Origin of the sequence: Meiothermus sp. Pnk-1 (assembly GCF_003226535.1) — a bacterium.
Taxonomy (GTDB): Bacteria; Deinococcota; Deinococci; order Deinococcales; family Thermaceae; genus Allomeiothermus.
Map to the genome: position 1 here is coordinate 1 of NZ_QKOB01000012.1, position 13,804 is coordinate 13,804.

Below are 13,804 nucleotides of genomic sequence, written 5' to 3' on the forward strand. Positions count from 1 at the left end.
ACCTTCTCCTGTGGCCTGGGCCCCACCTTCTGATCCACCACCCCCACCAAGCCGATGCGGTCCATGATGCCGGCCACCAGGCCCAGATGGGCCAGGTCGTAAACCTGGAGCGCGGGTGTGGGTTCCACCCCAAAATCCTAAGGCCGGAGGGGAGGGGTGCGGAATATCGGTCCATCTTTTCGTCCAGCTCCCCGAACACCTCGAGGATGCGCTTGACCTCGGCGACGTTGGTGAGCCGGAAGGTGATGAAGTGGGTACACTGCCGCTGCACCACCTTGGAGAGGCCGCCGGCGCTGGCCATCACGCTCTGGAGCTCCCCTGCTCTCGCCCCCCGGTGATGGCGTTTTGGCCCCCAGAGCAAGGGGCAGAAGGTGCGTGTCTATGCGGGGTATGCGCGGAGTGCGAGTTTTGAGCTATCTCACCTGATTACGCTGGAGCACTGGGCCAGTACTGTTGCCCGGTCGCAGGGTGCAAGGCAACGACACGTACTTTGGGAAGCCTATCCGCCCTAGCAGATGACTCACCAGAAGGCGCACCGCCTCGCGCCCCATTTCCTGGCGTGGTATTTCAAAAGAGGTCCATTCCGGGACGCCGCTCTCCTCACCGAGGGGATCACCCAGTACCACGTAGGAGAGATCCCGAGGAACTTCCAGGCCTAGCCTGGCCACGAAGCTTTGTAGCTTGCGGGCGAAGCGGTCGTTCTCCAACACGAAAGCGGTGATTTCAGCGCGCAGAAGGCGTTTGAACTGGGCTAGGGTGAATTCGGCAGGCTCGAGGACCACCACGCTGCCCACCCCGGTTTGCTGGTAACCTAGGCGTCGGTCAAGGGCTGATTCTTGCTGGTTGGGCTCAGCCAGGTAAACAAACTTGCGGTGGCCTAATTCCAGGAGATACTCGACGAGCTGGCGGGTGGCAGCGGCATAGTCGGCGCTGACGTACGAAAGGTTCCCGCCAGGAATCTCGCGACGGCCAATGAACACGCAGGGGTGGCCCTCAGCAATAACTTGCGCTAGCTCCTCGCGGTGCGCAGTGTCCATGAAACCCAACAGCAGCGTGCCGTCGGCGATCAGGAGCCGATTGCTTCCGCCTTGGTAGATGCTTCGGCGGTTGCCCTTACCTACTGTGCGGGTGTGCAGCAAGAGATCGAATCCAGCTCGCGCCGCCTCCTCTTCGATGCCCTCCAGGAAGGGGTAGTAGAAATCCTTGCGACTGGTAGGAAACACCGACTCATAGGTAAATACCCCCAGGATTCGGCTCATGCCCCCGGCCAGGTTCTGAGCGGCGATATTGGGTACGTAGCCCAGCTCACGCATGGCCTGCAGCACGCGCTGACGAGTTTCTTCATTGATGCGGATCTTGCCCTCACGGCCAGTCAATACCGTGGAGACAATGGCTTGTGAAACCCCCGCTCGCAGGGCAACATCTTTCTGGGTGACACGGCGCTTCTCGGACATGGTTTAGTAGCTGGGGCTGGGAGTAAGGCGCTGGGGTTCAGGCCAGAAGAGTTCAAAGCCCATCTGAGTGATTAGTCGCTGGAAATCAGCCAACAGCGCCGGGGTGTTGCGTACCTGGCTGGGGGTGTAGCTGTGATCCAGGCAGTAGGCGGCCAAAGCCCCGGCAGCTTCCCCAATATTCCACTCTACCGGATGCAGCCGGTAGCAACCGTTGGTGATGTGGGTAACCCCCAGGTTCTTACAGGCCGGCAATAGGTTCTGTACCCGCACCGGAATCAGCGCTCCCAGGGGGATTTGGAAGGGCCAGCTGGCGATATCGACGTAGTTACGGCCGCCGGTGGAAGGGTGGAGGTCGATACGGTACTGGCCGATACCTACCGTGTCATGGAAGAGCTCCGCTCCTCGCAGCTTGCCCCGTGCTTCCACCCCGACGTGCTGCTCGAGCACGGTGAACTCGGCTTTGATCCTTCGACTCTCCCGCACGTAGACCGCCTTGGCCAGGCCGTGGCCGGGCTCAGTGCCGGTGACGTCCCCGCGCAGCCGCAATCCGGGGTAGCCCGTTCCCCCGTCGTGTCGTGGGGCCTCGGTTTGCATCCAGTACAGCAGCGATAGGCTAAGCTGGCGCGCCCCCTCGAGGTGCCGCTGTTGTTCCTCTTGGCTCACCCCAATAATCGGACCCAGCCAGTAGTCGTTCTGGGGCCAATTGACCAGGGTTACGTCGCTTCTATAGCGACCTTCAGGGTAGTGGCGTTTGGCGAAGATGCGGCGGAAGTGCCAGAGGTCGCCCTTATGAGGGATCTCCACCGGGTCGGAGAAAAGGTCGCGGTAGACCGCCTGGTGAGTGATGGGATGACACAGCGTCCAGGAAAGTTGCTTTCCCGGCCAAAAGGGAGCCTGGTAGTTGCGCCAGAAATCGTATTGGGCGGGTTTGGGGATGGTGAAGTCCTCGCCTTCGACATAATCCATGGCGAAGCACCAGCTCACCGCCTGCTGGTTCAAGGGGTTGGCTTCGGGCAGGGCGTGGGGCTCACCGGTCTCGCCTTGGCCCTCCGCTCCGACCACGTACTCGACCCTCCCCAGCTCCAACAGCTCGCCGGTCTCGGTGGCATCAAGGATGTAAGGAGCCAGCAAGATTCGACGCTCCCCAAAGCAGATGTCCTCTACCGCTACCGCTAGTACCCGGTCTCCCTCAGTGTAAACCTGAACCGGGCGGGTGTTAAGCCAGATCTCCAACTGCCGGTCGGCCCGATAGGGGGCCAGCATCGCTTCAAGTACAGCTAGCGCTACTCGCGGTTCGTGGCACAACAGGCTCACGTTCCCTGCTCCGGGATTCAGGCGCGGATCGGCCTTGGATTCGGGCCGCAGGGGGTAATGGCGGCGGTAGAAGTTGCGCACCCCCTCGCGGAATTGCCGGTAGGTGGCCGTACAGCCCAGCTCCTCGATCCACAGCCCCTCGTCGGGGGGCACGGCCTGGCTGGTGAGTTGACCGCCGATCCAGTCGGTCTCCTCGGTCATGATCACCGTCTTGCCCAGGCGCAGCGCCGAGAGGGCCGCGGCGATCCCGCCCAGCCCGCCGCCGATGATGAGTACGTCGCAGCGTCGCTCCATGTGTGCTTATCCCTTCGTGCCGCTGTTGGCCAGGCTCTCGACAAACTGTCGCTGCGCCAGCCAGAACAGCAGCAGGACAGGAATGGCCACCAGGGTGCCGCCGGCCAGGGTCAGGTTCCAGAACACCCCGCCCAGCGGATCGGTGAAGCGCTGGAGGGCCAGCGGCAGAGTCAACTTCGCTTCGGAGTTGAGGTAGATGAGTGGGTTGAAGTAGTCGTTCCAACTGTTGAGCATGGCGAAGATGGCTACCGTTACCAAGGCTGGGCGGCTTAGCGGTAGCATGATGTGCCAAAACACTCCCCAGTAGCTCAGGCCGTCTATTCGCCCAGCCTCCTCGAGTTCTTTGGGCAGGGTGATGAAGTGCTGGCGCATCAGGAAGACAGCCAGGGCACCGGTGGCGCTGAAGACTTGCAAGAGGATCACGGGTAGATGGGTATTGATGGCGCCCAGGTTTTTGAACAGGATGAACTGGGGTACCGCAGTGAGTTCGTTGGGGATCATCATGGCCCCCAGGGTTAGGATAAATAGCGCTTCCCGACCCCAAAAACGCAGCCGGGCAAAGGCGTAACCAGCCAAGGCCGAGAGCAGAGCGGTCAGCGGGATCACGATGGCCAGGATGTACAGGCTGTTTAGGTATTGGCGGACAAAGGGGTACCTGGCGAAGATCTCCCTGAAGTTGTCGAGGGAGAGCTTGGCAAAGTCGAGTTGGAAGGGGCTACTGAAGATTTCGGCGCCGCTCTTGAGCGAGCTGAGGAACATCCAGGCGATCGGCACCACAAAAGGCACCGAGACCATCACCAAGAAGGCCACCAGCAAGGCGTTCCAGTAGGGGTTAGCTCTCATAGAACACCAACCGCCTGCGCAGGTTCCACTGAAGGACCGTGAGCCCCAGCACCACTACGAAGAGCACCACCGCCACCGCTGAGGCGTAGCCAAACTCGAAGAAGCTGAAGCCCTGCTTATACATGAAGAGGATCAAGGTGGTGGTGGCCCCGGCAGGGCCGCCCCCGGTGAGCACAAACACCGGGGTGAAGAGCTTCAAGGCCCCGATCAGGGTCACGATAAACACCAAAAACACGGTGGGGGAGATGAGCGGTAGCGTGATGCGAAAAAAAGCCTGCACAGCGGCAGTGCCGTCGAGCATGGCCGCTTCGTGCATTTCCTTGGGCACTCCCTGTAGGGCGCTCAGGAAGATTACCGTGTTCAGCCCCACCGCTTTGATTACCTCGATCACTATCAAAAGCCAAAGGGCCAAGGACGGTTCGAAGAGCCAGTTGGGCCCCTGCACTCCTGCGGAAGCCAGAATTTGATTGATCGGTCCCTCGGGTTGTAGCAAGAACTTCCAGACCAGTGCCCAGGCCACCACCGGCATCACCACGGGGGAGAAGATAATGGTACGGAAGATGCCGATGCCACGCAGCTTTTGGTTGAGCAGCACGGCCAAGCCCAATGCACTGGAGATGTTGAGCACGAGAATGCCCACAGTGAAGAGCGTGGTGACCCTCAGCGAGTGATAGAAGTCGGGGTCCTGGAGAAGCCGCTGGTAGTTCTTCAATCCTATCCAGCGGGGCTCGTCCAGCAGCGACCAGCTGGTCCCAGAGATCACCCACACCGCCAGCAGCGGCAGGATGACCAGGACCAGCATCCCCAGGGCGTAGGGCAGGGTGAAGAATAGCCCGGTAAGTTGTTCCTGCCGTCGCAGCATGGGGGCCTCTTCCCGGTTACTGGAGGGCGTCCACCTGGCGGCAAATGTCGCCGAGGACGGCCTTGATGTCGGCGTTGGGCTGATATAGGCGATCGAGTCCGGAGGTGATGACGTCATTGGCCCGCAGCCAGTTGGTGGGGGCAAGGAAAACCCTGGCCGAGGAGATCTGGTTTACTAAAGCAACTCTCAAGCTCTCTGCCGGAATAAGCGGGTTGCTGCTCAGGTAAGCCGGGTTAGCCAGAACGCTCTTGCGGGGCGGGGGGAAGAAGCGGGCAGTACGGGCCATCACGTCCTTGGAGGCCAGGAAGGCCAGGAACTCAGTCGCCTCCTTGGGGTAGCGGGACTTGGCGAAGACCACGTAGCCCGCCTGCCCGAGCTGGGTAATGCGTCCATTGGGTCCCTTGGGCATGGGAGCGATGCCCCACTTGAAGCCGACGGTGCGCAACTGGGCGGAGTAGCTCACATTGTCCATGTACATGCCCAGGCGACCGGTCTCAAAGGTAGTCTGGTCGCCGAGGCGGGGCATGCTGCCGCTCTTGAACATCATCTCGTGCATGAGAGTGAAGCCCCGCAGGCTGCCCTCACTGTCTAGGGCGCATCTGAACTTGTCATCGTAGACCCCTCCGCCATATGACCACAGCACCGCCAGGGTGCCGCTCGACCAGGCTTTGGGATCGAGGCGCATGATGCGAGCCCCGAAGGCCCCGGTCTTCTCTTTTATGGTGTCGGCGGCTTTCTGAAAAGCGGCATAATCCCAGGATCCCTTGGCGTACTGGGTCATTGGGTCGGCCACCCCTGCTTTGGCGAAGAGGTCCTTATTGTAAAACAGGACTTGCGGGGAGTTGGAGAAGGGCACTCCATAGATTCCACCGCCCTTACGCCAAAGGCTGAGGGTGCTGGGTGGGAAATCGGCCGCGTCAAAGGTGCTATCGGCATAGAGGCTGGCCCTCAGGTCTACCAGGGCATTGTTGGCCAGAAAGGCGGGAACGTCTCGCTCGGCCAACCAACCTACATCCGGGGCGTCGCCGGAGGCCACTTGGATCGCTACTTTGCGGGGGTAATCGGCAAAGGGAGTGACTTCGACGGTGACGTTCACCCGTGGACTGCTGTCGCTGTACTCTCTGGCCAGCTGCTGTAAGAGGGCCAGCCCGTCACCTCCTGCCCAGGTAGAAAAGCGCAGACTGATCTTTTGCTGAGCTGAAGCAGAGCCCAGGGCCAAAAGAACCACCAGCATCAAAAACGTTTGCTTCATCGCGGCCTCCGGATTACCCCAAGATGTTGATAATACGTATAGGGTTATGCGTATTATTAGACTCGAAATGCGGTAAGTCAACAGGGGATCGGCGGGTCAAGCCGGGGCTATAGGCGAGGCAGGGCTCGAGGGCCGTCATAGCCTCGACCTCTCGTGCTCCTGACCGCAGCGACGCGTTTATCCCAGCGGGATCACCAGCGCCTCGTGCGTGCGGGGGTAGTCGGTGAGCAGTTCAACTCCCTTTGGGGTGATGAGTACTGTATCCGAGTGGCGGAAGCCCCCTAAGTCCGGCACGTAGAGACCGGGCTCGACGCTCAAAACCATCCCAGGCTCGAGTGTGGCTACCTCCCCGACGTCGAGAAAGGGGCTTTCGTGAATGCGCTGCCCTAGGCCGTGACCCACACCACATGGTGTCGCCAGTAGGGGATCAGGCCCTCCCGTTCATAATAAGCCCGCACGATGCGATCAACCTCAGCGCAGGCTCTACCGGGGCGCAACTGCTCTAGTGCCAGCTCCTGCAACTCGAGCATGTGGCGGGAGTAGCGTCGCTGCTGGGGAGAGGGTTCACCAAGAAACATGGTGCGCTCCAGCTCGCTCAGATAGCCCCACACCCCCGCACTAGCCCCGGTGACCAGGTTGTCGCCGGGCTTGAAGGCCGCATTGGTGCTGATGGCGTGGGGCAGGGCGCTGGTGGGGCCGATCTGGCCACGGAACAACGCAACCGCCCCACTGACCCACTTGTTCTGGCTGCGAAACCCCGGTCCCATCGCAGCCTGGAGGGCTTGGGTGGCCTCTTGGGTAGCCCTCGACTCCACCTCGGATTCCCTGAGACCAGGGCGGGTATATCGTTGCAGCAAACGGTGGGCATACTCTGCCCAGCGGGCGCTCTCTCGGATGAGGAAGAGTTCGTGTTCGGACTTCAGGGCCATCTGGCGGTCCAGTGCGGTGGATACCCGCCGGACTGCACACAGCTCGCTTAGCGCAGGGCCGCTGTAGCCCATGACCGGGGGGTAGCCGTCGTAGTCCACACCGATGAGGCCGCGCCCAAGGCCCAGCTTCCCCAGGAGCTTGCCCAGGAGCTGCAGGGGGTGTTGCTCGCCCGGAAACTCGGGATAAGAACTTACCTCTTCGACCTGGGCGCTCTCGAGGGCGTGCTCGTGTTCAAGGCGAGGAACGAAAAGTGTCCGGTGACCCTCGCGGGTGATGACCAGAGCGACGGGGCGCTCGGTGGGGATAAAGACAAAGCCGGTGTAGTACTGGATAAACTGATCGTCGAAGAGAACCAGCCCTGCCAGGTCTGGTCCGGCGAATTCAAAAGCCCGCTGGGCCCGGTAGGCGCGCTCGTCAGGGGAGATGGGGTTGATCATCGCGGTTGCGCGGCCAGATGGCGCTCGAGGAAATCTCGCACCACCTGTAAATACCGTCCTTGCTCCTCCATGTGGGGTGAGTGGCCGCTGTGCTCGAAGACCACCAGCTCGCTATTGGGGAGCAGTCGGTGCAACTCCTGGCTGGCCTCGAGGGGGGTAATCCAGTCGTGGCGACCTACCGTCACCAAGACTGGTACCCTGATTTCGGACAACCTCGAGGTGAGGTCGTAGTGGGGCTGGTTGCGGCTGAAGGCCCAGTTGTGGGTCTGGTAGCGGAAGGGGATGGCTGCCAGCCGCCGGGCTTCTGCTACAGGGTCGCGCTGGACGGTGTAAAGCGGCTGGATCATGGCGAAGCTCTCGCGGAAGTCCTCATCGGAGGTCATCCGCCCGTCGAAGAGCCGGTCCAATCGCTCCGCATCCATCGGGAAGCCGCTCTTTAGGGCGCGCTGCTTGCTGGTGTACCGGTATTTGTTGCTAGCAGCGGTGTCACGCAAGATGAGGGCATGCAGGTTCTCCTGGTGGCGCAGAGCGTATTCCAGGGCGATGAAACCGCCGTACGAGCCTCCTAGCAGGATGATCTTGCCCAAGTCCAGTTGCTGGCGCAGGGCCTCGAGGTCGGCCACAAACTGCTCGTGTGAATAGGGCTCGCGGCTCTCTGACTCGCCGTTGCCGCGCTGGTCATAGCTGATGAGGCGGAAAGTATCGGTAAGGGGTTGGAAGGCGGTCCAGTCCCCCTTGCGGCTACCCATGCCGGGGCCGCCGTGCAGGGTGACAAAGGGAATCTTGTTGCCGCCTGAGTCGTCGTAAACCAGCTGTACCCCGTTGACTTCAATCCTCATGGCTAACGCTCCTAGCGGTACCAGACTTCCTTCAGCACCCGCATGACATTGCCTCCCACCACCTTGGCGATATCCTCGTCGCTGTAGCCGTGTTTGACCAGCCAGCGCACGATGTTGGGGAAGGCTTCGGCGGGGTTCTCCAGGCCGTCCACCCACTCTACCTGGGGGTACTCGAGCTTCCCCCGGCTGGCCGCGATGGACAATGCCTCCGAGAGGGTGTGGTGCAGGCCCACGTGGTCGCCAAAGAGCACGTCCGGGCCGAAGGCTACGTGGTCGATGCCCACCAAGTCCACGCAGTACTCGAAGTGTTCCATGAAGCTCTCGATGGAGTGACGGGGGTTCTTTTGGGTGATGGTAGTGTGGGGGGCGGCCTCGATGCCAATGACTCCGCCCTTCTCGGCACAGGCTTTGATCACCTCGTCGGGCTTGAGGCGGTTGGAGTTCCACAAAGCCCGGGCTCCGGCGTGGGTGATGAAGACCGGCTTCTCGCTGAGTTCGATGGTGTCCATGGAGGTGCGGTCGCCGGAGTGGGAGATGTCGATGGCGATGCCTAGCTTGTTCATGCGCTTAACCGCCTTGCGACCGAAGACGGTGAGTCCGCCGTCGTTGGGCTCGCGCAGGCCCCCGCCGAGCTGGTTGCCCTCGCTGTAGGCGATTCCTAAGCAGCGCACCCCTAGGCCGTAGAGGATGTCCAGTCGGTCGAGTTCGTTCTCGATCATAGCCGCGCCCTCGAGCGAGACCACGAAGGCGATCTGACCGTTCTGCTTGGCTCGCACGATGTCCTCGGTGGTCGTCGCCAGCACCACCATGTCCTGGTGCGCGATGTCGGACAGGCGCATGCCTAGATCGTAGATGATGTCGTCCCACTTCCACCCCGAGCGCGAGGTAATCATGGCGGTGCCGTTCATGAGGTTGTCAAAGACGCAGTCCAGGCCGCTGACGCTCAACCCCTCGTAGCCGGTCCAGTCGCGGCCCTGGCGGCGGAACTCGAAGAAATCGGCGAGGTTCTCGGGGGCCACGAAGCAGTGGTCGTGCAGGGAGATGATGAGGTTTTCTTGAAAGATACGTTTTACTCGCTCTTCCTGCTCGGGAGTAACCTCCACCCCTCGGCTCGGCACCCGGTTCAGCTCCTTAGCCAGCTTGAAAGGCTTGTAATCGACGCCAGGTTCGAGGTACTGGAAGGATTTGTATCCACTGTAGCGTTTTTTCTGCATAGATTCGCTCCCGTTGCGGTGAGAGGCTAATTCCGAGGGTCGAGCACATCCCGCAGCGCGTTGCCTAAAACATTGAAAGCCAGCACCGTCACCGCGATGAAAAGCCCTGGCCAGATCGCCAGCATGGGGTTGGAGTAGAGGTAGGCCTGGGCGTTCTGCAGCATGTTGCCCCAGGAGGCCAGGGGGGGCTGGATGCCCAGCCCCAGGTAGCTGAGGGCGGCCTCGGTAAGGATGGCCCAGCCCACCCCCAGCGTCGCCAACACGATGGCTTGCGGCAGCACCTGGGGGAAGATGTGGCGGAACATGATGCGCGGGTGCGAGGCCCCCAGGGCGTGCATGGCCTCGACGAACTCCCGCCCGCGGTACTTGGTGAACTCGGCGTAGACCACCCGGGCCATCTGAGCCCAGAAGCCCACCCCCACTGTGACCACCACGGTCAGGGGGTGGTTGCCGAAGGCCGTCACGATCACCAGCACCAAGAAGAAGCTGGGGATCGACATGAACACGTCTACCAGCCGCATCACCACGGTCTCGGTCCAGCCCTTGAAGTAGCCCGCCACCCCCCCGGCCAGCGTGCCGATGGTCAGGCCCACCAGCATCGAAAGCAGGCCCACTGCGAGCGAGATCCGACCACCGTAGAGCAGGCGGCTGAGCATGTCCCGCCCCAGCTCGTCGGTGCCCAGGGGGTGGGCGGGGTTCGAGGCGGCCAGGATGTTGAGCGGGTCGGTGGTGTCGGGGGCCACGCGGTAGAAGACCGGGCCGAGGACCACCAACAGCGTCAGCAGGCAGATCATCAGGAAGGCCGCCAGGCCCACCGGGTTGCGGCGAACCCGCAACCACAAGCGGCTCTGGGGTCGGGTTGGGGCGGCAGAGCTCGGCGCGGAGCTATTCATGGCTGATCCGAGGGTCCACGGCGGCGTAGAGGACGTCGACGAGAAGGTTGACCGCCACTACGATGGTGCCCACCAACAGGGTGACGCCCAGGATCACCGGGTAGTCGCGCCCGTTGGCGGCCTCGATGGCCAACCGACCCAGCCCGGCCCAGCCGAACACGCTCTCCACCACCACCGAGCCCGAGAAGAGCACGGTGGTGATGAGGCCGAGGATAGCGATCACCGGGACCATGGCGTTCTTGAGGGTGTGCTTGAGCAGCACTACCCGCTCCGAGAGGCCCTTGGCCCGGGCGGTGCGGACGTAGTCGGAGGTCAGCACCTCCAGCAGCGCCGAGCGGGTGATGCGGATGACATTAGGCATCAGGGTAAAGGCCAGCACCCCCGCGGGCATGGCCAGGTGGCGCAGCCGGTCGGCGAGGGAGAACTCCTGCCCCACCGTGAAGATGCCCGAGGAGGGCAGCCACTTGAGCTGCACCGCGAAGACGATGATGGCCACGATGCCCAGCCAGAAGGCCGGGACCGACATGCCCACCGTGGCCAGGCTGCCGATGAGGTGGTCGGGCCAGCGGTTTTTGTATAACGCCGAGAGAGTCCCCAACACTATCCCCAATATGGTCGTGAGCCCCAGGGTAGTGAGGGCGAGTTGTAGGGTGTTGCCCATCCGTTGCGCCAGCAGCGAGGCAACGGGGAGACCCTGGTTGTAGGAATTGCCCAAGTCCCCCCGCAGCACCCCGCCCAGCCAGTCGAAGTAGCGCACCAGCACCGGGCGGTCGAGGCCGTACTGCCGGAGCACGGCCTCGCGCTCCTCAGCGGTGCGGCCTAGACTCACCGCCGAGGTGGGGCCGCCGGGGGCCAGGTTGATGAGCAGGAAGGTGACCGCCGAGATCAAAAACAGCACCACCACCCCCTGGAGGAGCCGGCGGACGATGTAAGCGGCCACCTTCAGCTCCCTCCTAGCGCTTGATGAACCATTCCGAGGAGTACTGGAAAGCCGTGGCGGTGTTGATGTCAGCCATGCCACCGACCCGTTCGTTGCGTACGGAGATGATGTCGGGGTACCACAGGTAGAGATAGGGAAGTTGCTCGGCCAATAGGCGCTGGATCCGCCGGTAGACGAGCACTTGCTCCTGGATTCCGCGGGCCTTGAGGCCCTCCTCGAGCAGCTTATCCAGTTCAGGATTCTTATAGTTGGGGATATTGTTGCCCTTGTCGGCGGCGACAGAGGCGTAGTAAGGGGTGACGTCGGGGGTGGGTGGGGTGCTCCACCAGGCCAGGGTGGCCTCGTACTGGCGATTGACGAACATCTTCTGGATGTAGGCGTTCCACTCCATCACGTTGACATTGGCCTTCACCCCGATGGCCTTCCAGTACTGCTGCACGAGCAGCGTGGCCGGCACCAGGTAACCAAACTGTCCGGTAGGCATGTCGATTTCGAAGGGCTTGCCATCTTTTTGCAACACGCCGTCGGGGCCGGGGGTCCAGCCAGCCTGAGCCAGCAACTGTTTGGCTTTCTCCGGGTTATAGGGATATTGGGGTACGTCCTTCACGTAAAAGGCTTTTTGCAGGGGGGCGATAGGGCCGGTGGCAATGGTCCCGTAACCGCGCACCACCGAGTCAATCATGGCCTTGCGGTCAAGGGCGTAAAGCAGAGCCTGGCGCACCCGCACGTCGCGGAAGCGGGGGTCATTCTGATTAAGCGCCACAAAATAGTAGAGATTTTGGCTCTGACGCAGCACCTGTAGCTTGGGATTGCGCTCCACACCGGCCAGTAAGGCAGGGTTGGAGACCCCCACGAAATCTAGCTCCCCGGAGATAGCCTGGGCCATCTGGGTATTGGGGTCGGGTACGATCTTGAACACGATGGAGTTGATCTTGGGGGTACCCCCCCAGTACTTTTCGTACTTAACCAAGCGCACGTAGGAACCCGGCACAAACTCGGCTACCCGGAAGGCTCCGGTGCCGATGGGGCTCTTCTTGTTGAAGCTGGCTACCTGCAGGGGGTTATCGGCGTTGCCCAGGACGTGCTTAGGCAGGATGCCTGCGTAATAGGCCAGATAGTAAGGTAAGGAAGAAAAGGGCGCGTTGAGCACAAAGCGCACCGCGTAGGGGTTGATCACCTCTACGCTCTTAACTTTGCTGAAGTTGCCGGCGTTTTGTGCACCCAACTTTTTATTGAGCACCACATTGTTAAAGGTAAAGGCCACGTCTTCGGCGGTGAAAGGCTTGCCGTCGTGCCAGGTCACCCCTTTTCGCAGGTTGAAGGTCCAGGAAAGCCCGTCCTCGGCAACCTTCCAGCTCGTGGCCAGGCCGGGGGCTGGGCTCAGGTCCTTCTTGTTGTAGCGCACCAACTGGTCGAAGAGAATGGTGTTGATCAGGTTGGACTCCACCACCGCTCCCGGGGTCCAGGGGTTGAGGGTAGGGTCGGCGTTGGTTGCCAGGTTGAGCGTTGCGTTGGGATCGTAGTCCTGGGCCAGTACCCAGCCTAAGCTGAGTGTTCCTGCCAGCAGCGCTGCGCGTATACCGCCAAACTTCCACCGTATGCCTTTCATCGCCACGAGCCTCCTTCTCTATCCGGTGTAGCCAAGTTGCCTCGAGATGGCCTGGGCTACGCGGATAATGAGCTCACTGAAGCGGCGGAGAGTTGCGTCGTCTACCCGAAAAGCAGGCCCTCCGACGCTGATTCCACCGATTACCCTGCCGCTTTGGTCGAAGATCGCTGCCCCTACCCCTCGTGCGGCTACGTCATAATCGCCGTCGCTCACCGAATAGCCTTGTTCTCTTATACGGGCCAATTCCTGCCTTAACTTAGCGGCTTCCAATAGGGTGCGTTCGGTGTAGCGTGGGTAGTTGCTCAGGCGGCTCAATATACGCTCCCGATCAGCTTCGGGCAGATGGGCCAGGATGGCTTTGGGGACTGCCCCGGCGTGCAGGTGTACGGCCTGACCGAGCACTGAGGCTACCCGCACCCGCTGAGGGCTGTCCCGCCGATCAACGCAGACTGCAGAATCGCCTACCAGCACGAACAGGTTCACCGACTCCTTGGTTTCGGCAGCTAGCTGGTCCATAAAGGGGGCTGCTAGGTCCACCAGTGATACGGGTTGATTCTCTGCTGATGCGGCTCCCAACACCCCCAGTACCGGGGTGAGGGTGAAGCGCCCATCGGCATCCATACGCAGGAAGCCAGCCTCCTCGAGCGTCTTCAAGGAGCGGTAGACCTGGTTTTTTTCCAGCCCCATGCGCTGTGTGACCTCACTCAAGCTGAAGCGGTGGGGCGGCGCAGCGAACGCCAACAGCACCTGGAGGGTGCGGTAGGAAGAGTTCATCACGTACTGACTCTGAGGTTGGCTCGCCATGTAAAACCTTTTCACAATGTGAAACTACGTAGGTAGGTTACTCCGAGATGGCTGTTTTGTCAAGATCGGCAGGGCTTTGCTGAGAGCCGTGTCCAACCGCACAGCTGTTTGTTCTACCG

At 61.5% G+C, this 13,804-nt stretch carries 14 protein-coding genes; all 14 read right to left on the minus strand.

The annotated features are described in order from the left end of the window. Positions 1-128 (minus strand): DUF4277 domain-containing protein (locus DNA98_RS13775; RefSeq protein ID WP_146237992.1); only part of this gene is annotated, 128 nt, incomplete at its 3' end. A 285-nt stretch (positions 129-413) separates the two neighbouring features. Then, positions 414-1,454, minus strand: coding sequence for a LacI family DNA-binding transcriptional regulator (locus DNA98_RS13780; protein ID WP_110531703.1), 1,041 nt, complete (start codon positions 1,452-1,454; stop codon positions 414-416). A gap of 3 nt (positions 1,455-1,457) precedes the next feature. Continuing rightward, positions 1,458-3,062 carry an FAD-dependent oxidoreductase gene (locus DNA98_RS13785; RefSeq protein ID WP_110531705.1) on the minus strand — a complete coding sequence of 535 codons (1,605 nt, stop codon included), beginning with the start codon at positions 3,060-3,062 and terminating at the stop codon, positions 1,458-1,460. A gap of 6 nt (positions 3,063-3,068) precedes the next feature. After that, positions 3,069-3,905, minus strand: a complete 837-nt coding sequence (locus tag DNA98_RS13790; protein ID WP_110531707.1) for a carbohydrate ABC transporter permease — start codon at positions 3,903-3,905, stop codon at positions 3,069-3,071. Beyond that, positions 3,895-4,767, minus strand: a complete 873-nt coding sequence (locus DNA98_RS13795) for a carbohydrate ABC transporter permease (RefSeq protein ID WP_110531709.1) — start codon at positions 4,765-4,767, stop codon at positions 3,895-3,897. The genes DNA98_RS13790 and DNA98_RS13795 overlap by 11 nt, the downstream gene beginning before the upstream one ends. Before the next feature lie 16 nt (positions 4,768-4,783). Further along, entirely contained in the window at positions 4,784-6,019 is a 1,236-nt protein-coding gene (locus DNA98_RS13800; protein WP_110531711.1) for an ABC transporter substrate-binding protein, read from the minus strand. 177 nt (positions 6,020-6,196) lie between these two features. Further along, positions 6,197-6,421, minus strand: a complete 225-nt coding sequence (locus DNA98_RS17950; RefSeq protein WP_199489392.1) for a Xaa-Pro peptidase family protein — start codon at positions 6,419-6,421, stop codon at positions 6,197-6,199. Beyond that, complete coding sequence (locus tag DNA98_RS13805) at positions 6,406-7,386, minus strand: Xaa-Pro peptidase family protein (RefSeq protein ID WP_199489393.1); 981 nt, start codon at positions 7,384-7,386, stop codon at positions 6,406-6,408. Before DNA98_RS13805 ends, DNA98_RS17950 begins: the two co-directional genes overlap by 16 nt. Then, a complete protein-coding gene (locus tag DNA98_RS13810) occupies positions 7,383-8,225 on the minus strand; it encodes an alpha/beta fold hydrolase (protein WP_110531713.1) in 843 nt (280 codons plus the stop codon). Before DNA98_RS13810 ends, DNA98_RS13805 begins: the two co-directional genes overlap by 4 nt. A gap of 11 nt (positions 8,226-8,236) precedes the next feature. Beyond that, positions 8,237-9,439 (minus strand): dipeptidase, encoded by a 1,203-nt coding sequence (locus DNA98_RS13815; RefSeq protein WP_110531715.1) that lies wholly within the window; start codon positions 9,437-9,439, stop codon positions 8,237-8,239. Between the two features lie 26 nt (positions 9,440-9,465). Then, entirely contained in the window at positions 9,466-10,332 is an 867-nt protein-coding gene (locus DNA98_RS13820; protein WP_110531717.1) for an ABC transporter permease, read from the minus strand. Continuing rightward, positions 10,325-11,272: an ABC transporter permease gene (locus DNA98_RS13825; RefSeq protein ID WP_199489394.1), complete on the minus strand. Its 948-nt coding sequence runs from the start codon at positions 11,270-11,272 to the stop codon at positions 10,325-10,327. The genes DNA98_RS13820 and DNA98_RS13825 overlap by 8 nt, the downstream gene beginning before the upstream one ends. A 13-nt stretch (positions 11,273-11,285) precedes the next feature. Then, entirely contained in the window at positions 11,286-12,881 is a 1,596-nt protein-coding gene (locus DNA98_RS13830; protein WP_110531719.1) for an ABC transporter substrate-binding protein, read from the minus strand. 18 nt (positions 12,882-12,899) lie between these two features. Continuing rightward, positions 12,900-13,700, minus strand: coding sequence for an IclR family transcriptional regulator (locus DNA98_RS13835; RefSeq protein ID WP_129865737.1), 801 nt, complete (start codon positions 13,698-13,700; stop codon positions 12,900-12,902). Between the last annotated feature and the right edge of the window lie 104 nt (positions 13,701-13,804).